Annotated in this window: 22 protein-coding genes; 10 read left to right on the top strand and 12 right to left on the bottom strand. The window is 45.9% G+C overall.

Annotated features, from left to right (window positions below; translation table 11 throughout):
- Window positions 1-162: 162 nt before the first annotated feature.
- The gene (locus FIU99_RS21005; protein WP_006960085.1) at window positions 163-3,183 is read right to left on the bottom strand and encodes an efflux RND transporter permease subunit; all 3,021 of its coding nucleotides are present in this window, start codon (window positions 3,181-3,183) and stop codon (window positions 163-165) included.
- A 14-nt stretch (window positions 3,184-3,197) separates the two neighbouring features.
- Window positions 3,198-3,992 carry an efflux RND transporter periplasmic adaptor subunit gene (locus tag FIU99_RS21000; RefSeq protein ID WP_006960086.1) on the bottom strand — a complete coding sequence of 265 codons (795 nt, stop codon included), beginning with the start codon at window positions 3,990-3,992 and terminating at the stop codon, window positions 3,198-3,200.
- Between the two features lie 132 nt (window positions 3,993-4,124).
- Between FIU99_RS21000 and FIU99_RS20995 the strand changes: the two genes are divergently transcribed.
- Entirely contained in the window at window positions 4,125-4,838 is a 714-nt protein-coding gene (locus FIU99_RS20995) for a response regulator transcription factor (RefSeq protein ID WP_006960087.1), read from the top strand.
- Window positions 4,835-6,172 carry a HAMP domain-containing sensor histidine kinase gene (locus FIU99_RS20990; protein WP_006960088.1) on the top strand — a complete coding sequence of 446 codons (1,338 nt, stop codon included), beginning with the start codon at window positions 4,835-4,837 and terminating at the stop codon, window positions 6,170-6,172. Before FIU99_RS20995 ends, FIU99_RS20990 begins: the two co-directional genes overlap by 4 nt.
- On the opposite strand, the gene FIU99_RS20985 is transcribed toward FIU99_RS20990, so the two are convergent.
- The 5 genes from FIU99_RS20985 to FIU99_RS20965 form a co-directional block, all read right to left on the bottom strand.
- A complete protein-coding gene (locus FIU99_RS20985) occupies window positions 6,162-7,532 on the bottom strand; it encodes a DUF1501 domain-containing protein (protein WP_006960089.1) in 1,371 nt (456 codons plus the stop codon). The two genes, FIU99_RS20990 and FIU99_RS20985, sit on opposite strands and share 11 nt — an antisense overlap.
- A gap of 13 nt (window positions 7,533-7,545) precedes the next feature.
- Window positions 7,546-9,339: a DUF1800 family protein gene (locus FIU99_RS20980; protein ID WP_006960090.1), complete on the bottom strand. Its 1,794-nt coding sequence runs from the start codon at window positions 9,337-9,339 to the stop codon at window positions 7,546-7,548.
- A gap of 83 nt (window positions 9,340-9,422) precedes the next feature.
- Window positions 9,423-10,847, bottom strand: a complete 1,425-nt coding sequence (locus FIU99_RS20975; RefSeq protein ID WP_006960091.1) for a HAMP domain-containing sensor histidine kinase — start codon at window positions 10,845-10,847, stop codon at window positions 9,423-9,425.
- Window positions 10,831-11,502, bottom strand: coding sequence for a response regulator transcription factor (locus FIU99_RS20970; protein ID WP_006960092.1), 672 nt, complete (start codon window positions 11,500-11,502; stop codon window positions 10,831-10,833). The genes FIU99_RS20975 and FIU99_RS20970 overlap by 17 nt, the downstream gene beginning before the upstream one ends.
- A gap of 109 nt (window positions 11,503-11,611) precedes the next feature.
- Window positions 11,612-11,815 (bottom strand): hypothetical protein, encoded by a 204-nt coding sequence (locus FIU99_RS20965; protein ID WP_006960093.1) that lies wholly within the window; start codon window positions 11,813-11,815, stop codon window positions 11,612-11,614.
- Between the two features lie 153 nt (window positions 11,816-11,968).
- On the opposite strand from FIU99_RS20965, the gene FIU99_RS20960 reads away from it, so the two are divergent.
- The 3 genes from FIU99_RS20960 to FIU99_RS20950 are packed head-to-tail and all read left to right on the top strand — an operon-like array spanning window position 11,969 to window position 14,177.
- Window positions 11,969-13,333: a DNA-3-methyladenine glycosylase 2 family protein gene (locus FIU99_RS20960; RefSeq protein ID WP_039952035.1), complete on the top strand. Its 1,365-nt coding sequence runs from the start codon at window positions 11,969-11,971 to the stop codon at window positions 13,331-13,333.
- Window positions 13,330-13,812: a methylated-DNA--[protein]-cysteine S-methyltransferase gene (locus FIU99_RS20955; protein ID WP_006960095.1), complete on the top strand. Its 483-nt coding sequence runs from the start codon at window positions 13,330-13,332 to the stop codon at window positions 13,810-13,812. Before FIU99_RS20960 ends, FIU99_RS20955 begins: the two co-directional genes overlap by 4 nt.
- A 35-nt stretch (window positions 13,813-13,847) precedes the next feature.
- Window positions 13,848-14,177 (top strand): hypothetical protein, encoded by a 330-nt coding sequence (locus tag FIU99_RS20950; RefSeq protein ID WP_021456153.1) that lies wholly within the window; start codon window positions 13,848-13,850, stop codon window positions 14,175-14,177.
- A gap of 76 nt (window positions 14,178-14,253) precedes the next feature.
- Here the strand turns inward: FIU99_RS20950 and nhaD are convergent, their stop codons facing one another.
- Entirely contained in the window at window positions 14,254-15,687 is a 1,434-nt protein-coding gene (gene nhaD / locus FIU99_RS20945) for a sodium:proton antiporter NhaD (protein ID WP_006960097.1), read from the bottom strand.
- A 322-nt stretch (window positions 15,688-16,009) separates the two neighbouring features.
- Here nhaD and FIU99_RS20940 point away from each other — a divergent pair, with 322 nt between their 5' ends.
- A complete protein-coding gene (locus tag FIU99_RS20940) occupies window positions 16,010-16,738 on the top strand; it encodes a nucleoside recognition domain-containing protein (protein ID WP_006960098.1) in 729 nt (242 codons plus the stop codon).
- Entirely contained in the window at window positions 16,735-17,202 is a 468-nt protein-coding gene (locus FIU99_RS20935; protein ID WP_006960099.1) for a YjiG family protein, read from the top strand. Before FIU99_RS20940 ends, FIU99_RS20935 begins: the two co-directional genes overlap by 4 nt.
- 540 nt (window positions 17,203-17,742) lie before the next feature.
- Here the strand turns inward: FIU99_RS20935 and FIU99_RS20930 are convergent.
- A complete protein-coding gene (locus tag FIU99_RS20930; protein ID WP_006960100.1) occupies window positions 17,743-18,897 on the bottom strand; it encodes a hypothetical protein in 1,155 nt (384 codons plus the stop codon).
- 385 nt (window positions 18,898-19,282) lie between these two features.
- Between FIU99_RS20930 and FIU99_RS20925 the strand changes: the two genes are divergently transcribed.
- Window positions 19,283-20,215: an AraC family transcriptional regulator gene (locus FIU99_RS20925; protein WP_006960101.1), complete on the top strand. Its 933-nt coding sequence runs from the start codon at window positions 19,283-19,285 to the stop codon at window positions 20,213-20,215.
- Window positions 20,216-20,355: 140 nt separating this feature from the next.
- Entirely contained in the window at window positions 20,356-22,479 is a 2,124-nt protein-coding gene (locus FIU99_RS20920; protein WP_006960102.1) for a TonB-dependent siderophore receptor, read from the top strand.
- A 61-nt stretch (window positions 22,480-22,540) separates the two neighbouring features.
- Here FIU99_RS20920 and FIU99_RS27565 read toward each other — a convergent pair whose 3' ends face one another.
- The 3 genes from FIU99_RS27565 to FIU99_RS27555 are packed head-to-tail and all read right to left on the bottom strand — an operon-like array spanning window position 22,541 to window position 24,216.
- Window positions 22,541-22,879, bottom strand: coding sequence for a hypothetical protein (locus FIU99_RS27565; protein WP_236612176.1), 339 nt, complete (start codon window positions 22,877-22,879; stop codon window positions 22,541-22,543).
- Entirely contained in the window at window positions 22,828-23,898 is a 1,071-nt protein-coding gene (locus FIU99_RS27560; protein WP_006960103.1) for a S8 family peptidase, read from the bottom strand. Before FIU99_RS27560 ends, FIU99_RS27565 begins: the two co-directional genes overlap by 52 nt.
- Window positions 23,899-23,913: 15 nt before the next feature.
- Entirely contained in the window at window positions 23,914-24,216 is a 303-nt protein-coding gene (locus FIU99_RS27555) for a protease inhibitor I9 family protein (protein ID WP_236612177.1), read from the bottom strand.
- A gap of 631 nt (window positions 24,217-24,847) precedes the next feature.
- On the opposite strand from FIU99_RS27555, the gene FIU99_RS20910 reads away from it, so the two are divergent.
- A complete protein-coding gene (locus FIU99_RS20910; protein WP_236612178.1) occupies window positions 24,848-26,485 on the top strand; it encodes an EAL domain-containing protein in 1,638 nt (545 codons plus the stop codon).
- The last annotated feature ends 44 nt before the right edge of the window (window positions 26,486-26,529 follow it).

The raw sequence follows: 26,529 nt of genomic DNA, 5'->3' as shown, positions 1-26,529 counted from the left end.
AAATCCACTCTCTTCGAGGGAGATATTCGAAATTTTTGAATGACTTTGTTTGATGTGTAAAGCGGCTCACCTTGAGACTAGCCCAGATGAAAATATTCAGCCTGAGCCCCATGGCAGTGGTCAAAGTGAGCCTTATTCTTAGCTATTTTCTTGGTTACCTTATTATTCTGCGAGGGTTTGCTTTCGAGCGAAACATAACGCGTAAAGCGCTGGGACAACAATCAATACCACGGGCAATGAGAACAATAAGCCATAGCCGAGTGTGAGTGACATTGGCCCCATGTAAACATCAGTTCCGCCCAGCCCATACGCCAATGGTAATAGGCCAGCTACCGTGGTGATGGAGGTGAGCAAAATCGGGCGCAGTCGACTCACTGACGCTTCAACCACTGCATTGAGGGCCGCAAGCCCTTCTGCTCTGAGTTCGTTGATGCGGTTAATCAGAACCAACGAGTTATTAACCACAACGCCTGTCATACCCAGTACTCCGATCAAAGCGAACATAGACAGAGGTTGCAGGTGAACCACCAACGCCATTAATGCAGCAACGACCGCAAAAGGGATCACCGACATCACCAGCAATGGCTGTAGCAGTGAATTGAACATGATCGCTAAGACGAAATAGATCGCGACGATAGCTGCGGGGAAGGCGACAACAAAGCCACTCATGGTTTCGTTAGTGCTTTCCGCTTCACCACCGACATCAATTGTGATGCTCGATGCGTATTTGCCATTTAGATCACTCAGAAGCTGATTCGAGAGTGCGACAGGGCTGACGTCGTCGCTGGTGATTTGCGCAGTGACCGTGACTTCACGTTCACCATTGTAGTGCTTAATCAATCGCGGTGCCTCAATCTGCTCAACCGTCGCCAATCGGCTGAGTGGAACTCGGTCACCATCGGTGGTGTAGATTTTGGTCGTACTCAACTTTTCTATATCTCGATATGGAGCATCAAGTAAAAGTCGGATGTCGACTTCCTGATCGCCGAGCCAGGTTGATGTGACGCTATCACCATCAAATGCTAGGCGTAGTGTGTTGGCTAAGTCAGACACGGTCAGATTGTAGGTCGCGAGCCAGTCGTATTGCGGCACTATATTTAGCTGCGGATCTTTGAGGGCTTCATTATTGGTGATGTCTGCAACGCCGTTTTGCTGTTCTAACCATTGGCTGACCAGTTCGACGGCCTGATCACGTTCACTGGTGGTGCCGCCAAGAACACGGATTTCGACTGGCTCTCCCGGAGGTGGCCCGCCTGCATCAATGGAGAATTTAACGAACAAGCCCTTTTTCTTCATTTCCAACTGATGATTGAGATCTTCAATGATCTGAGCTGCACTGCGCTCGCGCTGATCATAGCTGGTCAGTGTGACAACGCCTTCACTGACTGGTGTTTCGTAGGTCATATCCCAGGAAACCAGTTCGCTGTCAGGCAGAGAAGTGATGGCTTGCTCAACGGCGCTGTGGGCTTCACGCACTTTGTCGAGAGGTGTGCCCGGTTCGATTTCTGTATAAATCTCGATGTATTTCGCTGATTCCGAAGGGAAAATATCTAGCTTCAAGGTGCTGATTAACCCTAGTGAGCCAACACAGCACACAATGGCCACAAGCAAGACCGTTTTCTTGAATTTCAGACAACGTGTGAGAAGTGCGGTGTAAAATACGCTAATAGCGGCGAAGCGGTCAGGTTTGTCGTTGCCTTCTTTACTTTCTAATGAGCCAGATAAATGCGCGGGCAGGGTAAAGGTACATTCCGCCATGGAAAACAGCAGCGCTGCAATCACGGTGATTGGAATCACCAAGACCGCCTTACCCATCACGCCGGGGATAAAGGCCATCGGGATAAAGACCAGAGCGGTTGTGGTTAAGCTGGCAATGATGGGTTTCATTACCTTTTTGGTGCCTGAGATTGCGGCCTCGACGCCTTTTTTCCCTTTTTCTCTTTCCTGATAAATACTTTCTGCCACCACGACGGAGTCATCGACAATAATGCCGACAACCAACAGCAGTGCGGCTAACGTGATACTGTCTAAGTTAAGCCCGATGACAGGCAACACCATCATCACGCCAAACACACAGAATGGAATCGACACCGACACCCAGAACGCGATTTGACGCTTAAGAATCAGGCTTAAGACGAGTAAAACCAGCACCAGTCCGATCCCGCCATTGGTGGCGACAATCGAAAATTTATCGTTCATGTCATCGGCAATGTTCTCACTGATCTCGAACTGGAACTGACCGTTAAGACGCGTTTGCTCTTTCTCTAACAGTGCTTTGACGTTCTCAACCGTGGCAATGATATCGGCATTGCTGCTGTTGGTGACGGAGAAAATAATCGCATCTGAGCCGTTGACTGTGCCCTTCTGTGTAGCTTTGGCAAAGGTATCAATCACAGTGGCGACATCTCCAACTTTGACTATGGTGCCGTTGCTGAGGCTTTTGACCACTATATCGCTGATGTCTTGTGCGGTTTGTACTTGTGTCATGGTGACGATTTTTTGCTCTCGACTCCAAGACTCCACCACACCACCGGATTGGGACAGGTTGTGCAGCTCTACAGCCTGACTGAGATCGTCAAACGTCACCTGATAGCGGCTGGATTTTTCAGGATCAATCTGAACCCAGAACTCACGCTCGTTATAGCCAAACATTGTCACTTTACCGACGCCGGACACATTGTTGAGGCTCTTTTCTAGCTGGTAAGCGTAATTCTGTAGCTGCGCCTCATCGTCTTCTGGGTTCGATAATCCAACGCCAAAGCGCAATATGTCGAGTGAGGATGTTTGCATCTGAGTGACGACCGGAGGATTGGTGATGTCTTCCGGTAACCCTTCAACTCGGTCAACCGCTTGCTGAATGTCGCGCAGAATGCGAGCAGCGTCTTCGCCGGGCAAGAATTCTACTTCTATCGCCGACACACCATCCGTCGACTGGGAGGAAAAATACTTGATACCTTCAACACTACGCAGTTCTTTTTCTATCGGATTGGTAATGTTGAGCTCAACATCCTGAGCGGTGGAGACTGGGTAAAAGGTTTCTATGTCCGCTGAGTCAAAAGCGATATCAGGGTACTCTTGGAGTTTAAGAGTATAGAGAGAAGCGGCTCCGGCCAGCATCACCATGATGGTAATGATGCGGGCTAAAAACTGGCGCGTGGCAAAGTAAGCAATCAGTGATTCCATTGTTCCTCCCGATCTTAATCTTGCGCGTTAGCGCTGATTGAGTTTGATGGAAGTGAAGTCGTTGCGTAGACAGACATGCCTGGCTTGAGGTGGAAACCCGGATTGTCGACTTCAATTTCAATCGGATAGGCGCGGGTTTCGGTATCCATTTCCACCCCGATGCGTTTAATGGTGGACTGGATGCGGTTGCCCGGTAATGTTTCGGTCCAGACTTCAATGGGTTGCCCGACATTGAGCTCTTTCATATCGTGCTCACTGGCAAGCAAGCGTATGGTCAAGGTATCAATATTGACCAGTTGATAGAGTAGGTCGCCCTGACTGACCCAATCACCAGATTCTGCGCTCCGGCTGACGACAAAACCTTCGATGTTTGACGTTATTTTGGTGTCACTCAGATCTTGTTCCGCTTCTTCAAGCTCGATCTTAGCCAGATCGACATTGGCTCTGGCATTGAGGTATTCCGCTTTGGCGATATCCAACTCGTTGGCAGATAGGCTTTTTTTGCTGACCAGCTCCTGATAACGTTCAAACGTGGCTTTGGTCAGTTGCAGATTGGCTTGGGCTAACTCTAGGCTGGCTTTCTTTTTGGCTACTTCAAAGCGAAAATCCTGCACTTTGATTCTGGCTAGAACCTGATTTTTGCTAATTAAGTCACCCAGTTCGAGCAGTGCAGACTCCACCACACCGTCGACTTCAGCAACGATGCTTTGTCTGTGTTTGCTTTGCACCTGACCAATCAACTCAATGGCGAGAGCGGGTCCGGTAATGAGAATGCCTGCGATGGCGAGAATCGATAGTTTTATGTTCATGGTGGTCTCCCCGTGTTCTATGACAGAAAGTCTGAATTTGGGGATGTCGACTTTTTGTCGAAATGTATTCGACAGCACTGAGATTCTCTTTCACACTCAATTTGACATTTTTTCGACAAGAGCGATTTCACCATGAATGAAACACCATCATCGGAGCTGGATATGCTAGTAGATAGTCGAATTCTGGTCGTCGAAGATAACGAGGAGTTGCAGGGGATTCTGGCTGATTTTCTCGAAGTGAAAGGGGCTGAAGTCGATTTTGCCAGTAACGGCTTGTTAGGGCTTAATCTTGCGTTAAAGCATGAATTTGACGCGATTATTCTTGATGTGATGATGCCGAAAAAAGACGGGATGCAAGTTGCCAAAGAGTTGAGAGACAATGGAATCACTACGCCAATTTTGATGCTGACCGCACTCAATGGGCAGCAAGACTTGCTGGCCGGATTTGAATCTGGTGTCGATGACTTCGTCAGTAAACCATTTCAGTTTCCAGAGTTGGAAGTCAGGTTAATATCGCTGATCAAACGTTATAAAGGCAATGTTACCCGTACACGCTTAAACTACGGCGATCTGTCGATTGAAGAAAAGACCCATCGAGTTACCCGCCTTGGTATCGAGCTTGACCTGACACCGGCAACCTATCAAATCTTGCTGATGCTGGTGAAAGCCAAAGGAGAAGTAGTATCTCGTGACTCGTTGATTCAGCAATTGTGGGGGGAAGACGCGCCAGACAAAGATATTCTGCGCAGTCATATCTATCTACTGAGAAATGTACTGGATAAACCGTTTGACTACCCTATGTTGGTCACCGTACCTAAGTTTGGGTTTAAGTTGGTGGCACAATGACTTGGAGAAATAAATGGCGCCAAAAGCGTCACGGAAATTCGATTGAGAGTGTGAAATTCCGCTTGATGATTCACTTTTCAGCGATTGCGCTGACCACATCGTTTTTGGTCTTTTTTGCTTTCTCGATTGGTTTGGTACTGCAAGAAGAAGAACAGCTTGAAGATCACCTCCGCTCTTTTCAGCAAGTCGCGATAAAGCACTATCAGCTGGAACAGGTGCCTATGTCCTACCTCAGCAAACATGTGATTGCCTATTATGGAGAAAGCTATCTGAGTAACGCGGTGAAAAGAATGAAGCCTTTCGCGCCGAATCAGGTTAAACGCGATTACCACATCAATGAAGTCAAGCGGGATATCAAACCGAATATTCCCGACTTTCTATTAGATTCCTATGACCTTCACGGTTACGTCGCTTTTTACTTTGAGTTTGAATATCAAGGGGCGGTAATTCCGACCTATCTTGCTATTGATTCTTTTGCCCTCGACTTTGGCGATGATAACTGGGATACGCTGATGGGTATCTCAATGCTGCTGATGGTTTTTTTACTTTTAGTGCTGAAAGCATCTCTGAAGCGAGTATTTGCTGGGTTGATGTCGCCCATCTCGACGTTGTCTGAGCAATTAGCAGAGAAAAAGGAGCAAGATTTTGATGTACCTGAACAGGCGATTGATGAAATCAAGCAACTGACTCGCCATCTTAACGGTTACAAACAAAAGAAAGAGCGCTTAGCAAAGCAGGAACTGATGTTTGCCAAATATGCCAGTCATGAATTAAAAACACCCATTTCAGTGGTGCTTGGCGCAGCAAACCTGCAAAACATGAAATCCGATACCGATTTTCAGGCGAGGCAGCGAGAGCGTATTCTGAAAGCGGCGACTGGAATGCAGGAAACGGTGGAAGTGCTGCTTAACATCGTTAAGCAGGAAAATGCCAATCGCAACGATCAGTATTTCGATGTGGTTGAGAAAGATATTGTGATGGAGCGTTATCGCCAAAAACTGCAACCGGGCGTCGATCTGACTCTGGAGATCGAAACCGGGTGCCAGATAAATCTTCCGATGAGTGTATTGAATATGGTTTTAAAAAACCTGATTGAAAACGCGCTGAGGTTTACCGAGCAGGGCGAGATTAGTGTTACCATTGATTCACACTCGATAAAAGTGACCGATACTGGGTCTGGCTTGAGTGATAAGCCTGAAACAGAGCATGGTTTAGGGTTGTTGATTGTTAACCGTATCTGCCAGAGTTATGGCTGGAAGTTTGAATTGCAAGACAGCCCAAAACAGCAGGGCTGCCTTGCTCAAATGACCTTTACTGGGCACTTTAACTCTTAAATAAGCCGTTAATCTTAGTAAAGTTTTTCAGGTTAGGGAAAATCTCTGATAGCGCGCTGTCCGATGCTCCCAACCAACTTCCGAGCGCTGCGGCGTACTGGTCAACGGAAGTCGTTGGAATTAGCCTGCCGTTGCCCGCATCTTGGTTATGTCCGAACGTCGGGGGTGGCATAGCCCCGATGATTTGACGACCTTGCACCGCGCCACCAATCACAAAGTGATGGCCGCCCCAGCCGTGGTCCGTGCCATCGTCATTGACGGCCAAGGTTCGACCAAAATCTGAGGCCGTAAATAGGGTGACTTGATTCTCTAGCCCGAGCTCTCGCAGTGCGGAATAAAATGAGGTGATCGCTGCACTCATTTGCTGTTGTAACTGTGGCAGGGTCGTCGCTTGATTGGAGTGAGTATCAAAGCCCCCTAAATCAACCGAAAAGATCTGACGCGCCACACCCAGTTGATGCCGCGCAGCCATCGTATTGGCAACGCTCCACAGTTGGCTGCCCAGCTCTGTTTGAGGAAATTTAGTCGCAATGCGGACACCACCAGTGGCACGGTTGTAGCTTTGGTTGGCATCAAAGGACTGCATCATTTTACGAGCTAGATCCTGTTGAATGGGTTTTGATGAAACATAGTGGGAGGAACGAAAATGTCGCAGAAGGTGCGCTCTCAGTTCGCCATCGGCTTCTTCCAGTATGTAAGGTTGCCTTGCTTGCCCACCCTCTACTCGGTAGGGGTAGCTGCGGGCTCCGGTTAACAACAGCTCACCAGACCCAGTTGAAATGTTATTGAATGGCGTGTCTGGCGAGTGACCACTTCGGGCCAGAGCATCACTAAGACGGCCTCCCCATCCGTAGCGAGCACCTTCTGGAAGCCCCGACATCCATGTAGATTGCTGGTCATTGTGAGAAAACAGTCGAGCGGGTTGAATGTTTGGAACGCTGTCATAGTTGCTGGCATTGGTCGGCCGAATTAAAGGGCCTACATTCGCAATCACCGCGGCGTGTCCTTGCTCGTATAGCGAGTGAATACCGGATAATTCTGGGGGGAGCGCATATTGCTGCTGGCCTTCAGTACCGCTGAGTCGATTAAGGTCTTCTCTGGCACGTTTCGTTTTGCTGTTCAGTAAAGGCCGGCGTACTTTAGCCCATCGCTCATAGTTTGGTGCGTCGTAAGGAATCACAGTATCGTGGTTATCCATTCCCCCGTAGAGGAACATACACACCAAGGCTTTGTACTCGCTGGGCGTGTCAGCTTTTGCCACAGAGCTGTTTAGTGACGACAGTAGCCCAGCAAATGAAGCCATACATGGGGTCATAGTCGCTGCTGCTATACCGCCTTTTAAGAATTTTCTACGGTTCATAATCCGTTACTCCTCAGTACTGAAATAGGTAGTCCGGTGACGTCATGACCATTAGGATGGCAAGCTGGACTCGCAGTAAGCGATCCTCGTTTGAGTCGAGTTCGTTGATGCTAGTGGCAATAGAGCGCTTAGTATCGGTCGACAGGCGGTTACCGGTCAGAAGCAGGTCTAAGTGTTGGACCAGTTTGTCGGGGTGGCGAGCAAGTTGATACTCGTATTGATAGCGAGCGTGAAAACTCTGTTTTACTTGTGAGCGGCTGACCTTTTTGCCTTCTTCAGCCAGCTCAGCCTGCGCGTCGTCGATATCTTCCTCTACCATATTGTTGAAAATAAAATGAGTGAGAAAATTGCTGTAACCGGGAAGGCTGGAGGCATTAATTAGTTGCATTTCCGGAGCGGTTAAGCCCATATCGGCACTGTGACTGCCCGGAGGGACATAGCCGGGGCGGAAGTAGTTAAATACCGAAGGCGAACGATAAGGGTGTTGAGAGAGCGCGTCTGCACTGTCGGTTGACCAGAGGTCGAGCTTAAATTGAGGAGTGACTTTTCTTATCTCAAAAGCTCGGGCCCATTGCGTGAAAGTGAGTATGGGTTCCCTCAGTTTGCCATATTGAGAAGTAGGATCTTGGCGTGTTTCAGGGTCAAATAGGATAGCCGCCAATGTTGCTCCTAAGTCGCCTCGTTGCCGAGTGCCAACGACTTGCCCATTTGGTAAGGTGTACCAACCCGCATCAAAGCTGTCGGCAACCCGCTTAACGTAAGCTGGGGATGGGTTACTGGAGGTCAATCGTTTGATTAGTTGAGTACTGAAAAATGGTGCAACATTTGGGTGAGCGAAGATATGATCGAGTGCTTGCTGAATCGTTTGTCTGGCGGGAGTATTGGCCGCGAGGGTTTTTCCTAGAAAGTGTTTTTCTGCCTGAGAGTGATCCCCAGTGCGAATGATCATTGGTTTGAGCGCTGCGTCCATCCATGCATCGTGGCGTTCATCTTCATCGAGCGCTGCTGGCACGTCGAGGTCAAAGCCCGTAAACACTTTGGCTAGGCCGGTAATGTCCCGATTGTTGTAGGCTTCGATAGGCTTTCCCTGACTGTCAGTCTTCTGCGTCCCATCCTGATTGAGTAAGGTGACGCCAATACTGAACAGTTGCAATAGCTCACGAGCATAGTTTTCGTCTGGTACTCTCCCTGTTGCTGGGTCTGCTTTTTTGCTGCCTATATACGTTAGGTAGTAGCCCATGGTGGCGGAATAGGTAATGTCGTCCAATAGCGTTCGATAGTTGCCGAAAGCGTGTTTAATCAGCAAATCCTGATAGCGGGCAATTGCGGTTGGCGTTTCAGCAAGCACCTCGCCCCCTTTCGTCGAAATGACAAAAATCTCAGACAGCGCAAAGGCCATGCGTTGTCGAAGCTGATCATTGCCAGCAATCGCATTCGTCCAGAAACCAAACGTAGGTGATTCAAACACAAAAGCGCTCAACTCGTCTTCTGAGTCTCGGTCGGCTTGTGCCAGTTCAGTCTGAACATAGGGCATCAGATAACTTGGGCGCTCATCGAGCTGATTTAGGAACCACTGCGACTGCCCAAGCTGGCATAAACGGGCCACTTCGGTGCGGTTTGCGCCAAACGTTGATTGATTCAGAAAACGCACCTGGTGCGAGGTATCGGAATTCTGGCAATGCCAGTTTTGCTGAGTGTTCGTTGATAGCGCGCCCTCGTTTGCTTGTTCATCCTCTGAACTCTGACAAGCAGCCGTCAGTAATACGTTCAGTAACAGTATTACCGATAACTTGTAATTCAATGGCATGGCCAATACTCCTTTCCATAAGGCTTGAAAGGAGTATATGTATCTGGCGTGCTAGCGCGGTTTACATATCAGGGCAGCTAACCTTACAAATTTGTATGGTTAGTGAAAAACTGAATATTAAACACTGTTCCTTGAGTCTCGGGTAACAAAGTAATGGAGGCGCCATGAAGATGAGCGATACTCTGAACCAAGCTCAACCCGAGACCATTGCTGGCGTTACTTCGGCTGGTGTCGGCGGTGTAGAAGCGTTCGAAAATTCTTGCTTGGTGCTGAGAGGCGATACCCGGGCCATCGTCTCCCAGTTGCAGAGTTAAACCTGATTCAGAAGGCTGTAAGTGCACCCATATTTTGCCACTTTCTTGGCTGTACTTGAGGTTGTTTTCAAACAGATTAATGATCATCTGGCTCAGCAGTTCATTATCCCCAGAAAGCATTATTCCGGGCACGATAGCACTGGTGAGCTGTAAGTGATGATCTTCAAAGACAGGCTGATAACTCTCCACCAGATCCTCAACAAGCTCGGACAAATTGATGGGTGTGAAATGCGCTTTCCGCTTGCCTGATTCAATTTCGCTCAGGCGCAGCAAACTGTTAAACGTTTTAAGCATCTCTGCGACTTGAGCTTGGGCTTTCTCGATGTGTTGCTCTGAGTGGTCATTATCCATTGCCATCAGCTGGAGCTGATTGGCTAACCGGGTAAGCGGTGTTTTCAAATCATGGGCGATACCCACCGTCACGTCTTCGATATTGGTGTGGAGGTTTTCGATTCTTTCCAACATATGGTTGATGTTTTCTGAAAGGCGATCAAACTCATCGGCATGAATGGATAAAGGAACTCGTTGGCTAAGATTGGTGGCGCCGATGGACTCTAATTCGTCCGACAATAGATCAAGACGCTGATACACTTTGCGGCTCAGCAGGTAGGCAATCAGGACAGACAAGGGCAGAGCGGTCAGGCAGACCCAGAGTAACCCACTCGACAGTGTGTTGAAGATGGATTGGTAATCGTAACTCTCGCTGGTGGCAACGATCAGTGTGACATCTTGGTCCAGATCTTGGCGCAAAGTTCTGACCTGATACGTTTCTTCGTATGGTTGATCCTCTTCGTCATAGTGAGTGATCTCAAGAGGCTGCCAGTTCCAACCCGGAAGCGCTTGGTGGAGAGGTTCAAAACCGTAACTTTGGTCGCCGAATTTAAGGTACATCACATAGAGATTACGTTCCATCCGGTTGTGCCAAAAGTCAGGCTCGTTAATTTCCTCAATTTCCAGCCCCAACTCTTCGATTAGCCAGTCTATGCCATTGTCACTGATTTCTTCCGCCAGCCAATGGAACGTGTCGCGTTGTTCTTGCTTGTCGATCTGATTGGTGCTGTACAGGAAGGTTCCACCAACTACCCCTAACAAAATCAACGCCGACACAAAAAACAGCGCAGAGGAAATCAGCGTATATTTAAAAATGGACGAACGCCAAAGTGTGGTTGGGTTGGTATTAGAACGAGAGGACATAGCCAGCCCCGCGTACCGTTTTGATCAGTTCCGTATTGAATGCCTTATCGACTTTGTTTCTCAGGCGACTTACGTGGGTCTGAACCAGACTGGTATTGGGGTCAAACTGAAAGCCCCAAACCTGCTCCAGCAGCATGGTTCGGGTTACCAACTCACCTTGATTAACCATCAGCAATTCCAGAATTTGGTATTCACGGGGCAACAGGTCTACTTCTGTGCCTGAATGGGTCACTTTGCGACTGAGCTTATCTAGCGTGAGTGGGCCGGCGGTTAACTGAGTTGAGGCTTGACTGACTGGCTGGCGCCTCGCTAAAGCTTTGACTCGCGCGTTTAATTCTTCGAAGGCAAAAGGTTTGACCATGTAGTCGTCGGCACCGGCTTCGAGGCCAGCGACTCGATCACCAATACTGTCTTTAGCGGTGAGAATGAGAATGGGAGAGTGTACTTGGCTTTGCCTGAGTACGCGTATCGCGTCGATACCATCCATGCTGGGAAGCATGCGGTCAAAAATGATAACGTCGAAAGACTCGCTCGCGGCGCGAACGAGTCCAGTTTTCGCATCAGGTTCGTGACAAAGAGAATGGCCTTGTTCTGTTAAGCCTTTATGTATGAACTCAGCAATCTCTGCGTCATCTTCAACCAGCAGCAATTTCATGCTTTATGTATCCTTCCAGTTCACTGTTTACATAAATTGAATCAATGAATGAAGGATACGTCCACTTCTTTGTCTGATTGAATGAGTGTTCCTGAAGTGAAGTTGTGTATTACAAGTCCATCAGGCTTTCAATTGACTCCTCAATCGATAGATTATGGTAGGAGCGAATGGTCTGACCATCAGTCGCATCAATCAATATATTGTTGATACCTGACTGACCATGTTGTTCAATGACGCTGAGGCTTTGTTCGACGTTGTCATACGTAAGGGTGAGATTATCTTTTAGCACTATCGTGCATGTGTGCAGGTTCATAGCCAACTTCCTTATTATTTGTATCATCTGCATTTTAACTCTAGAAGAGTTTAAACTGATAGCAAATTCGATTAACTTCCGAAAATGGCTAGTATTAAAAAGTGAGCCGATTAGACTCGTTTTAAGAGTTTGAAAGATGTCGGGATTAAGAGTGTGAACGGATTATCATCAATATCGCTGCAAGAGTGTCAAAGCGCCCGTCAGGCAAGAGATGCACGCTTCGATGGTCGCTTCTATGTGGCGGTTAAAACCACGGGCATTTTTTGTCGTCCCATATGCCCAGCCAATTTACCAAAAGAAGAAAACGTAGAGTACTTTGTCGAGAAAGCGCAGGCGCTTCAGGCAGGCTATCGACCTTGCTTGCGTTGTCGTCCTGACAGTGCGCCAAGCTCTTGGGCATGGAAAGGGGTCGAAACTACGTTTCTTCGTGCTCTGAAAATGATTGAACAAGGGGAGTTGCAGACGTCCAGTCTGGCTGAATTGGCTGAACGTCTTGGGATTAGCGACCGCTATTTAAGACAGCTGTTTCAAGACCACCTAGGAATGGCACCAAAACAATACGCCCTTTACCACCAACTGATGTTTGCCAAACAACTGCTCCATTCCAGTTCTATGTCGGTGACGGATATCGCGTTCGCCAGTGGATTCAACAGTGTGCGTCGTTTTAATGATGCCTTTAAGCAGGTTATTAAGCTGACCCCGACTCAGGTCAGAAAAGAGCAGGTTGCCTCTACGATGGAGAGTAGCTACATCGATTTGGCGTTTAAAGGGCCTTTAGATTGGCAGCATATGCTGGATTTTTACCGCCTGCGAGCCATTAATGGATTAGAGCAAATCAGCGACGAAAGCTATCAGAGGAAGTTTGAGATTGAAGGGGCGAAAGGCTGGTTTGCGATTCGCTATCATAAACCCGGAATCATGCGGGTAGAGTTTGAGCTATCTGATACCCGCCGCTTGAAAGCGTTGGTGAATCAACTGCGCAGAATGTTTGACCTAGATACGGACATTCTGACCATTGAACAGAAACTGAATGCGCTGAATCCAAGCCTTATACAGCGTAGCGGGATTCGTATTCCTGGCGTCTGGAGCACCTGGGAAGGTGGCGTCAGAGCTATTTTAGGCCAGCAAGTGTCGATCAAAGCGGCCATTGGCCAACTCAATCTGTTGGTTCAAACTCTACAACCAGATGGTGTTACGCATTTTCCCACACCACAAGAGGTGGCTACTGCGGACCTTTCTTTTTTACGTATGCCGCAAAGTCGTAAAGAAACATTGGCACGCTTTGCGCAGTTTATTGTAGAAAACCCTCAAGCGAGTCTGGAGCAATGGCTTGATGTAAAAGGAGTTGGCCCGTGGACGGTAAGTTACGCCAGATTGAGAGGTGCCTCTGAGCCCAACTGTTTCCTAGAGGGTGATTTAGTGGTCAAGAAGGCCCTGAATCAATTCCCTGAACTGGATGCTGAAAGCGTATCTCCATGGGGGAGTTACGCCACATTCCATTGCTGGAGTCACGCATGAACAAGAGTTATACCACCTTTAAAACGCCGCTTGGACAGATGACGATTCAGGCTAATGAGCAAGGTTTGTTAGGTGCTTGGTTTGAGACTCAGACCACACAACCTGAAGAGTTAGGCAAAAACGATAAAGAACATCCTATACTTATTAAAGCAATCAAACAGTTAGACGAGTATTTTTCCGGTAGCCGAAAGGAATTTGATCTACCATTAGCAGCAGAAGGAACGGTGTTTCAGCAGCAGGTATGGAAGGCATTAACGACCATACCTTTTGGAGAAACGTGGAGCTATCAACAGCTTGCAGATGCCATTGGTAACCCAAAAGCAGTGAGAGCTGTGGGGCTAGCAAATGGTAAGAATCCTATCTCTGTGATTGTGCCTTGCCATCGAGTGATTGGTAAAAGCGGTAAGCTAACTGGTTATGCTGGTGGCTTGGAAAGGAAGGCGGCATTGTTAAAGATAGAGCATTGGGAACCTGAGTGATGCGGTTAGAAAAAGGAATTTTCTCCTTGCTAGTAATGCTTTTGCTGCAAGGGTGTTTTGAAGAAAAGCTTGATCGAATGATCAACAAACAAACCTATGAGTTTGAAGGGGTATATGAAAATTTGTATACCCAAGATTTACTGATGTTTAAAGATGCCATGGTCACGATTAGTCGCGTCGGTGCGCCAGATGTCACCAAACCTTTTGTGGTGGACGATAACTTTCTTACCATAACAATGCGCAACAACTCCAAAGAGAAACGTGAAGACATTGTTATGCGCATTCATGGGGAAAATGAGGCGCTCACTTGCAGCACCTGTGCAAGATACCAACTGGCAAGTGTGTGGCAGAAACGCTTGGAATAACCACGTACTTGTTTAGATGCAATTGAAAAGGACAGCCATTTGGCTGTCCTTTTTTGTTGTAGAGTGCTCAGTTGCTTCAGAACAATGCAGAGTTGAGCATCAGATGGAGCGCAATACTGACGGCATAGCCAATACCTATCACAGGTGCCCATTTGAGATGGCCGAAGAAGGTATACTTACCATGCGCAGCCCCCATCAGCGCAACCCCAGCAGCAGAGCCTATTGATAGCAAACTGCCACCCACACCTGCGGTCAGCGTAACCAGTAGCCAGTTACCCATCGACATGGTTGGCTCCATGGTCAGGACGGCAAACATAACTGGGATGTTATCGACAATGGCAGACAAGATCCCCACCATGACATTCGCCCAGATCGGATCCCACTGGGTGTACATCACTTCAGATACTAAACCTAGGTAGCCGAGTAGACTCAAGCCGCCGACACACATCACTACGCCATAGAAGAAAAGTAACGTATCCCACTCCGCATGAGAGACTCGTCTAAACACATCGAACGGTACAACTGAGCCTAGACGTTTCAATGCGATGTCATCACGATTGGCAATCGCAAGCGCTGCTTTCTTATGCAGCGATGCTTTAAGGGTTTTACGAAGGAAAAAGCCGAAAAATTGTAAATAAGCCAGACCCATCATCATGCCAATCACGGGTGGGAAGTGCAGTACGGCATGGAAGGCGACGGCAGTAGCAATAGTGAGGATAAATAAGCCCACAATTCGGCGTGCACCACGTTTTAGCTCTACGTGCTGGTGGACAACATCCGGTGTGGTGCTCGGCACGAACATCGACATGATTATCGCCGGTACAACGTAGTTGGCGACGGAAGGCAAGAACAAAGGCATAAACTCAGAGAAAGAGACATAGCCTGCCTGCCACACCATCAATGTCGTGATATCACCAAATGGACTGAAGGCGCCGCCGGCGTTGGCAGCGACCACAATATTGATACACGCTAGGTTGATGAATTTGGGGTTATCTCCGGCGACTTTCATCACTACGGCACACATCAATAAAGCGGTAGTGAGGTTGTCGGCAATCGGAGAAATAAAGAAAGCCAGAACACCGGTTAACCAAAATAACGACTTGTAATTAAAGCCTTTCCCAACCATCCACGCTTGTAGTGCATCGAATAATCGCCGCTCTTCCATTGCGCTGATATAGGTCATAGCGACTAGTAAGAACAGCAATAATTCTGCGTATTCCAGCAGGTTGTGCTCCAGTGCTGACTTGGCGACTTCAATTTGACCATGTTGCGAATAGACGTAACCAATCATGGCCCATATGAGGCCCGCCGCGAGCAGGACAGGTTTGGACTTTCTCAGTGACAGGTACTCTTCCAGCATCACCAACGCATACGCACAGGTGAAAATCAGAATGGCCACATAGCCGATGGTAGATTGAGTTAAAGGTAAGGTTTCTTGGGGGCTGTTGGCTGCAAAAGTCGAAAAGGGAAGTAATAAAAGGGCGACAAAAGCGGACCACTGCAATTTCATACTTTCACTCCTTGAAAGAAGATTGTTGTTATGGTGGAGCCATTCTAAAGAGGTTTTGGCGATGGGTATGTGAGATAGGTTTGATCTGATTGAATTGTCGCCAGTTTTTATCAATAAATGAATGATTTATGAATCATGTTGATATGCATTGTTGAATTTTATGTGCAGATAAAAGCGCTGATTATGAACATAATCACAAAATAAGATAATAGAACTCTGGTCAGAGTTGCCCCTTCTAAGTAATTGATACGGATCATCACTATAGCGTACGATTTAAAACAAGATCCTATGTGTCCTGTTCCACATAAAACATAGGTGATATATGTCCGATCCAAACATAAAGCAGCGTAAAGTAACCTGGGGATGCTACGTTGCTCTCGCATTTGCTGTCATATTCTTTTCTGGCTTGATGAAGTCCGGTGAATGGTATGGTGTGCTTGATTTTACAACTCTCAATGGCTCGTTCGGGCAGGTTGCGTATAACGTGACTGAAACGGCGGATGGCGTTGAAGCTGCAACGACGTCACTGCGCGGTAAAGGCGGTAGTGGTGCACGTGATGGCTTTATCTTTGCATTAACTTTGATTCCAACCGTCATGTTCGCACTGGGTGTGATCAATGTCCTTGAGCATTACGGTGCACTAGATGCTGCTCGTAAATTGCTTACTCCTTTATTACGACCTTTGATGGGAATACCGGGTAGCTCCGGCCTTGCATTGATTGCGTCACTGCAAAGCACTGATGCCGGAGCTGCCATGACGCGCCAACTCAAGGATGAAGGTCGTCTGACTAAACGTGAAACCGATGTATTTACCATGTTTCAGTTCACTGCGGGGGCGACTATTGTTAATTTCTTCTCTTCTGGAGCTGTGTTGTTCACGCTGACTTTGGCTGATGGGTCGCTGGCCGTGACATCGTCAATTGGTCTCGCTGTAGCCATTATGTTTGTCTTTAAGTTTGTTGGCGCCAATCTGTTTCGCATCTACCTCAACATCACTGAAGGTAAACAAGATAAAGATACGCAACGTTTACAACAGGAGGCTGCACAATGAGTGAAGTGAAAACGAGAAAACCCATGGTGACGGATATTTTTGTCGAAGGAGCAAAGAAAGGTTGGGTGATTGCAACGACTTCAACGGTGCCAAATGTTCTGATGGCGTTTGTAATCATTAAAGCACTGCAAATCACAGGAGCGTTAGACATGATGGGGACGGTCTTTGCACCCGTTATGGCGATATTTGGTTTGCCCGGTGAAGCTGCTGCCGTATTGATTGGAGCGTGGATGTCGATGGGAGGTGCTGTTGGTGTAGTCATAACCTTGTTTGATCAGGGCATTCTTAACGGCGCACACATTGCGATTTTGGCCCCAGCGATCTACCTGATGGGTTCACAAGTCCAGTATATGGGACGTATTATGGGGCCAATTGGTACAGAAGGCCGCTATATTCCAGTTATGATCATCATTTCAGTGCTTAATGCATTTGGTGCGATGCTGGTTATGAATCTGTTTGTTTGAGTTTTGCTGAACGAATTAAAGTATTTAAGCCAAAGTGACATACCGCTTTGGCTTTTTCATTCCAGTAATATCACCACAGCTAGTCAGATGGCGTAATCATTGAATTAAGAAAATCTTGATGTTCAGCCCACTTTAGCCTGAATACACATAGTTTGAGCTGTTTAAAGTTGTAATTCGGATTTGGTGATGTCCCAAGTTGTATCTGAGCGAGAGGATTAGCAGAATGAATGCAGTGACTAATGTATCTCAAAGAGCATTTTTGCAAACACCTGTTGAGGGGGGCTGGCTTATCACAAAATGAAGACCATGATGCTGTTTTCTGCCAATTATTCGGCTCTCAAGAGGGAGGAGGCAACTCAGACTGGAGGGAACATCATTCGTGATTAGGGCTGATAGGAGGGGGACTGAGCTCCTTCGCTGACGCATATGGAGTACCGGTTCCTTACACTAGTGGATTAATACCAGGCGTGTTCAGAACATAAACGGCTTTTTTGTAATGCCTACTCCCCTCAACCAAATTTAGGTTGAGGGGAGTTTGTTTTATTTTTGTACGACCACTAACTGGTAAACAGCTGCCCCTTCATAATATCCTCCGCTTTTTGGGCGTAACGATGTTGCCATTAACAAACTTGTATTAATTCCAAACCAGCCTGCTAAGTAGTTTTCTGGATCATTGAACTCATCGTTAAGATCATAGATGTTGCCTTTGCTATCCCAAAGTACAGGTCTTAGGAATAGGTCTCCACTATCGAAAGATGATGAGGTTGCTCCTGCAATGTAGTCATTCTCTAAAACATGAGTGGTTCTTGTTCCACCGTAAGGAGATTCTTCCATAGGCAGTCTTTGCTTCGAGTTGATGTTATACCTCCAAGGGCTTGCATAACTCATGCGGTCGACACCGGTCATTAGACCTGAATTGTTCGCGGCCGTGGCGAGTGTTCCCCAAGGGTAGTCGGTTTGATCGAGGATTACTTGTGTCCTTTTACCCTTCTTATCCCAGTAAGTTGCTGTTTCATTATTGATCTCATTGCCATGGCTACTCCCGACCACAAGGCTCTTGTTGTTAAGATCGGTCGCTTCCGACATAGAATTATCAGAAGTGCTTTCTAGGATCTCTAAGCCTGACTTTTCATCCCAACGCCAAGCAAGTGTAGAGCGAGCCCCTACCATATTTGGAAAGACTGAGGTCCCAGCAATTTTTCCACTTTCGTTGATACTAATGGATTCCTGAATCATCTGATCTGCCATTCCAAGCTCATTTTCTTCAATGAACTTCTGAATAGGGGTGTCTACTTCGTCTTGTAAACTCTGGACTTCTCCTTTCTTAGTCCATATCGCGGAATAGCAAGTGTTTGAGTCGCAGACTTTAGCGGTAGCATCACCACTATTGTTAATATCTAATGGTTCAGACCTGATAATATCGTCGGTGATAAGCCACTCTACACCATTGCTTTCACTCCATCGAAACATCGCACGTACGTAAAAGTCAGGAGTATCTGGCCATGTGCTATTGCTATCCACAAATCCAATAACATGGTTACTATCGCTTACGACTCTTGGGTAGTCTGGTATATCAGCGACCTTTTTAAATTCAAAAGTAATGTTGTTGGGTTCTACAGTTTGTTCTTGATAGTTAGCTATTGCCATTGGAGAGATAAAGGGTGCGAGAGCGATAGCTACACCGATCATTTTCATGTTGTTCTTCCTTGTGTATTAAGTGTATTTCATTGGTTAGTTAGCCCCCATATCGTTGATTACAGCCAATTGTTTCTCAAATGTTAAATTGTGATTAATTTTTAATTGCTTGATTGTGGTGCTATGAATTCTTTGGTTTTTCTACGCTATCGTTGATATTGATGTTGTTTTATATGAAGCATATAAAAGCAGCAAATGTATTTGATTTTATCTTTTTCAACCTTTTTTTATTTTTGTGCACCAAAATGAATACTTAGTCGGTATTTGTGAGTGGAATTTCACCGTGCATCTTTATGTAAGATGGGTGTTTTATCAATTGGTATTAATTCTCATTTGTGAATTTGCTAGGATAGACAGATCCCCTCTTATTTGACTGAGATGCAGCATGGTGACAGGCAAGTCCACAGAACGACCTTCTAACGTGTTTAGCCGGATAAGCAAGGTACTGTCGTTTATTCATCAGCACATCAGTGAACCGCTATCGTTGGATGATATTGCACGCCAAAGCTGTTGGTCACGTTGGCAACTGCAGCGCGTATTCCAGACCGAAACAGGCATGGCGGTGGCCACTTATGTTCGAGAGCTCAAGCTCAGCCAGGCTGCAGAACGGTTGATCGACACTTCCGATAGGGTGATTGATATCGCTCTGGAGCTTGGTTTTAGCTCAGAAATCAGCTTCAGTCGCTCGTTCAAGCAAGTGTTTGGCCTCAGTCCCAGAGCTTATCGTAAACAAGGTCTCAGAACGGGGTTACGTAAACCTATTCAGGTCTCTCAACGCACGGCTGAAGAGGCCTGCCCTCTTTTCGTTGAAGTGAGAGTGGAATCCAAAAATGAGTTTTTCCTAAAAGGACTTCATGGTGAAATTAATGGCCTATTCGCACTCAATCCTGACTTTCAGCAAAAAGTCCCTGCATTGTGGCACCGATTAGAGCAAACCCTCCCAGACGAACCTGAGCGGCCGGTTGCTTTAACAGGCGTCATTGATATCACTCAAAGCCATTTTGACGGCAGTAATATGGAATATTGGGCAGGGGTGGAATTAACCGATGATCTGTTGTTGCCTCAACTACCTTCTGCCATCTCTTCTGAACTGAGTACTTTGGTGGTGCCTGCGCAAACGTACGCGGTTGTTAAACATTGTGGCCCGGTGGTGCATTTGCCAAAAACGCTGGAGTGGTTTCTGCTTAATTGGTTACCTAATTCTGGCTATCGAGGTATTGATGGCTATGAACTCGAATGCTATCCCGCCAATTACAATCAACATGATACCGATGCAGTTATGGAATATTGGATTCCTGTTGAACGCTTGTCTCAATGATCAAATGAACGACCTACTGATAGTTAACTAAATTATTTCGCGTAAGATGCACCAAATTGTTAACTTTCCTGTTTCTCAGGTTTGTAGAATGCAAATGAGATTTATTCTTAATAAGAAAAGCATTGGTACTTGAGGGACACATGACAACTCCAACTAATTTTAAGCGCTCAACACTTACTTTAGCGCTGCTTACCGCCTTTTCAGCCCCTGTAATGGCTGCGGATGAAGTCAGTCAAGATACAACTGAACTAGAAACCATCACTGTGATGGGCAAAGCCTATCGGAATACGGCAACCAAAACATCGCTAGAACCTGAAGAAACACCACAAAGTATCTCAATTATTGAAGGAGAGCAGCTTGAACAGCGCGGCGTCACTTCGATCAATCAAGCATTGCGATACGTACCGGGTGTTGCGACTGAGAACCGAGGCAGCTCGGTAACCATGTTTGATGATTTCACCATACGTGGCTTCCAGACAAAAAACCTCAATTACTATGACGGCTTGTCGATGCTCTACCTGACAGGCTGGAACTTACAGCCTCAGGTGGACCCTATCGCGCTCCAGCAAGTGGAGATCTTTAAAGGGCCAACTTCAGTACTGTATGGTGCGATGCCTCCTGGTGGTATGGTCAATATGATAGCCAAAACACCTCAGCAAGAAGAATCTACAACCGTTGATGTTGCGACAGGTTCACGAAATCTGATGCGAGCCTCGATTGATACGACAGGTCAAATTGGTGACAGTGACTTTTCATATCGCTTAATTGCGCTGGCACGTAAGCAAGACAGCCAAGTTGATAATGCCGAAGAAGAGCGTTACGTGTTGGCACCGAGCTTGGATTGGCAGGCAACAGATAAAACGTTGATTAACTTTAATGTTTACTATCAGAATGACCCGTCAATGGGCATTAACTCTTCTATGCCATTAGAGGTGTTAGAAAAGAGCTCTCCTTCCGTGTCGATGGGGGATGTGAACTGGAGTAAGTTTGAACGTGAAGTCGTAATGGTCGGTTACAAAATCAACCACGAATTCAATTCAAACTGGACGTTTCTGCAAAATGCTCGATTCACTGATGCGAGTTTGTATCAAGAGAACACCTACCACACAGCGGGCCTGAATTCTGATGGAACGCTAACTCGTACTCCTTACTCAACTGACGAAGAGCTAAAAGGGTTTGTTATTGATAACCAAGTGTCTGGCATCGTCGATATAGCAGGTATTGAAAACAATCTGTTATTCGGCATTGATTACCAATCTATGGATGGAAACACGATTTATTCCGCTTATAGTGTTGATGCTTCAAGTGGGTTCGGGAAGTTTGATCCGCTTAATCCAAACAATAATCTGTTGGACCGCGATGATCTGACTAAAACAGGTGAATATTTAGATGACAGCGAATCGAAACAGCTAGGTATTTACTTCCAGGATCAGGTTCGACTTGATCAACTGGTACTGATTGGTGGTGGTCGCTTCGATCAGTATGAATCAGAAAGCGTGTACTACTCGACAAAATCTGATCACAATCATTTCACGTATCGTGTCGGCGCGCTGTATGAGTTAGAGAATGGCCTGTCACCATTTGCAAGTTACGCGACCAGCTTTGAACCCGCGCCTGGTGTAGACAAAAACAACAAGGCGTTTGACCCTGAAACGGGCGAGCAAGCGGAAGTGGGCGTGAAATACATGTCGGCCGATATGTCCAAAACAGCAACGGCCTCATTTTTCCATATCACCAAGAAGAACATGTTGATGACGGATCCAAGCAACGTATACGGTCCTCGCATTCAAGTCGGTGAAGCGGTGTCTCAAGGGATAGAGTTAGAAGGTCGTTGGTATGCATCTGAGAGTCTAGATATTGCGGCATCCTACACCTATCTTGATATGGAAATTACCAAGGATTCAGGTAATGACCTCGAAGGTACCACACCAATCTATGTACCAGAGCACAGTGCGAATATCTGGGCAAACTACAACGTGTTTAGTGGTCTGCTTGCGGGTACTCGTATCAGTGGTGGTGCACGTTATGTGGGAGAAATGGAAATGAATGCGGCCAACACTCAGGGCAAAGTTCCATCTTACACTGCAGTAGATATGTCCGTTGGGTATGATTTAGGTAATGCAAGTGAATCCCTTACCGGAGCAACGGCTAACTTAATCGTGAACAACGTATTCGATAAAGAATACTATTCTTGCTACGACAAATATAACTGCTGGTTTGGTGCAGAACAGTCTGTTGAAGTGAACGTCAAATACGAGTTCTAATTATCCTGATAAGAAGAGTAGAAAAGCAGCCAAGCTGGCTGCTTTTTGTTTGTTTCTAATACTATTTACAGGCTGAGGCTTGTACCTCTCGCCATACGCCCCATTCACCTCCGGTGCCAGGTGTATCTCCTTGGGTCCACCAGTGGTTTTCCCAGAACTTACCGTTCCAAGTAACGACATTCCCTGGTAGGTCATAGATTTTTGATTTGTCCCAGACTTCGCAGGAAACGTCTTCTGCCACATAGTGAACTGATACTTGAGAGCTATCACTGAGTTGATTATCAGATACCGTTAACTGAAAAACGTAGTGCGTGTCTTGCTGAGTCTCAGGTATATAGGCTTGTGTTGCTACTGCGTTTTCACTGACGATATTGACCTGATGTGATTGAGGTGAAACCACCTTCCATTGATAGGAGAGGGTATCGTATCGTTGTCAGGATCATAAGATGCTGACGCATCCAGCTCAACGTAACCAGATTGGTTGACTTCAGTATGGCTTATTGTCGCTTTCGCGATAGGTGCAGTATTGATGTTATTGCTTTCTATCTGTGTATATAGCAAGCGGTTTGGTGAACCTGAGCCCACATCAAACAAGGCGTTTTGGGTTGTCTGGTTGATAAGCGTTTGTTTGAGCTCCTCTGTTGTGGCTTGCGGGTTCATTTGTAGTAAACGAGCTACGTGACCCGTAACATGTGGGGCTGCCATTGAGGTGCCATTCATTATTTTGGATCCACCCCCATCTGCCGCTGAAGTGATGTGATCACCGGGTGCGAAAAGTGAAACACAGTTTCCCCAGTTAGAGCTGTGGGCGCGGTGATCGTCATTAGTGGAGGAGCCGACAGTGATAGAGTAGTCTGAATGAGGGCTTTTGGTACATGCGTCGGTATCATTGTTGCCCGCAGAATGTACAAACGAAATGTTATGTGTCTGCACAATGGTGTCTACGGCTTCATCCATTGCATGCCAGCGTTCGTCTCTCGAAATACTGTAATTGATAACAGCAGGCTTACCTTGTTGTTTGGCATGATCGACAACCCAGTCAAATGCGTTAAGAATCTTTTCGCCGTTGCCTTTGCCCTCGCAATTGAGCACCCGCACTGAATAAATGTCAGCTTCTGGGGCAATTCCAAAGCGATTCCCAGCTGCTGTTCCAGCAACGTGAGTACCATGTCCACGACAGTCAGACGCATCACCGTCGTTATCTACAAAGTCCCAACCAGACACTGCCCGACCGCCAAAGTCTGAATGGGAGAGATCGATTCCTGAGTCGACAATATATATTGAAACACCTTTCCCCGTATATTGTCCTACATCATAAGTTCCATCGAGTGGAAGGTTCCTTTGATCTGAACGATCCAACCCCCACGATGGGGCTGAGCTGCCCTGAATTTGAGTAGCGTTATCCGACGTAAATGTCACGTTTTTATACACCCCTTATACTTTGGGGTGCTTCTTGAGTTGCTCTGCCTGCTTTTCGGATAACGTGGCTGAAAAACTCCTTAAGTTTTCGAAAGAACGGGAAATTTGCCCCTTGGACTTAGCTGAGTTCCGTGCTTCTCTAGTAGGGCTTTCGTCGATAATCTGTTGCGCGATATCCTTCACCTTGGTGTGAGGTGAATTGTTTTGGGCTGCAATATCTTTTAAAACCACAATATACGTATCATTCACATCAGCATGGGCTGGGAAGTATAAGGCTGTTGATAAAATAGAAAGCGCTATCCTGGATTTAATCCTCATTTTTCATTTCCTTATGTACGGTGTATTAGAGCGAAATTGTTCTAGAGTCTTGAAATTGAAACTTCCGCTGTTGAAGCTTTTTAATTTGTAGCTAAGTTATTAATGATTGTTTAGTCAGAAAATTGGTTTTTTTATTATTAATAATAATGATGACTTATATTTTAACAATTTACTTTCAGTAGTGGATATGGTGCTAAGGAGGTGTAATAAGAACTGAATGATTTTACTTACTTGTTCATTAATAATAGAAAGATAACTAGTGGCGATTGAGATATCACAGTGATAATCGATCTTATTTTTGCTTTTATCCTACTTTTTTCTTGTTTTTATGACTTTGTCTAAGGTTAGATAGTTAATCGCCATACTTTAGAAAATATAAATAACCAGTTACAAAATATGCATCATTAATCTTATGAATTCACATGGATACTTTTGTGACATCAATGGTTAAATAGCTTTAATTAACTCTGTTGGTTATATCCGTAAGCTCATTTTAATTCGAATAAAAAGTCTAATAAAAACATTAACGGGGTAAGGGATGTTCTATTCATTTAACTTAAGTAATGATAGATCGCTAAGTTTAATTCTTAATGGGAGCTTGTTATACAGCGTTGAGGATAAAGCAAAGAAATTGGAATTTGATTTAAACGATAAGGAACGTTTTGTTTTAGAGTTTTTAGTCGAGAATTCATCAAGGGAATTTCCGTCAAGCCCGAGGGATATCGAAGCCGCATATAAAGATTATTATCAGGGTGAATTTGGTCTATATGCACTTAAAAACACAATTGCATCATTGAGAAAAAAGTATAAACACCTTGTTGCTGAATACAGTGGTTCTATGGAAGACAAAGAACTGATTGTTAATGTGTTTAAAAAGGGCTACTACGTTGACCTAGATCTTATTGTAAACAATCAAATTAAAGAAAGCATCGTTGCTAACTTCAATAGTTTTAAGCCTTCCAATCTGGAAATGCTTTGGCTCTTTCTGAAAATCTATCATTTGACAGTGTTAAACAGAGCGACGAAGGCTCTTTCACTCGCAGGCTTTGTTATTGCACTTCTCTATGTTTTCCAAATTTGGCACTTGAGCTCCATTGTTGGGAAGTACAGTTATAATACGGATCAAGTGGCGCAAGCACTTATGACTCTTGGTTGTCATGATCGGGAAACCGTGACGGCGTTTAACCGATCATTGAATCTGGATTCAGCGCTGTTACTTGCAGAATCTCAGTCCTGCCTTGTCGATCGAGATGTCGTCAAAACGCTTAGCAGAGAGCAGGTAGAAGAGTTTCTGGGGTTACCTCAATTTGTTTACACGATTAGAGAGAACTTACCAAGCGGCTCGGTGATGATTGGCCGAATTTCTGCCAGTGCAATTGAGAACCGCTATCGGAATAATCTATGGCCTGTGCTCATCGATGCCGTGACTATAAACAATAAAGTCTCTAACGTGTTTACGACGGGAAGTCAGTCGGGCATTAGGGTATTTAGTGCGACCTTTGACAACGGTACTAGTGTCGCCTTCTATAGTCACAATTTGTTGAGCGAATGGCTAAGTCTATTTGTTGTGTTTTTGGTTGGCTTTTATGGCAATCGATTGCTGCGATTTGGAAAGTTTTGTCACGACTGGACAACACTGCGCTACAAGCTCGAAAAGATTATTGATACCACCTGCAAAAGCGTCCTTTATCATGAAGTGTTAACTAGAGTGAAGCACCGCACGGCACTGCAATATATCGCAAACCTAACGCAAAACCAGCTCGTCACTTTTCATACTGTTCTGATAGCCAAAACGATAGCCAACGCCCGAGCTCACGGAGTCGTTGGGGTATATGGTATGAACTTATGTCCAAGCTCACTGTTAAACAAGAACTTCTACGTTTTGGAAAAGTACCTCCAGATTTTGGAACCCAATGAGGTGGTTTTAGAACTGACCGAGAACTCGAACCAGCCATATAGCAAAGAAATCTACGCCAATATCACTCACCTTAAATCGCTGGGCTTTCATATAGCATTAGATGACTTTGGTACCGGAAACAATAACGTTCAGATTGTTCAGCGAGTGTCTCCAGATTATCTCAAAGTAGACAAAGAATTTATTCGAGGTATTGAGTCGAATGAAGTCAAAAAAAAGCTGCTCATGACATTATCGGATATCGGCACCATGTCGGATTGTAAGATCATACAAGAAGGTGTTGAAACCATCGAGCAGCAGGAAATCTTGTGCAAACTTGGCTATCGATTTCAGCAAGGCTACCTCTATAGCTAGGACATGAGCTATGAATTCTTTTACTTATTCTCTAGAGTTATCAG

Source organism: Vibrio sp. THAF64, assembly GCF_009363455.1.
GTDB lineage: Bacteria > Pseudomonadota > Gammaproteobacteria > Enterobacterales > Vibrionaceae > Vibrio > Vibrio coralliilyticus.
Note: the sequence above shows the minus strand (reverse complement) of the source record. Positions and strands in the feature narration are given on the sequence as shown.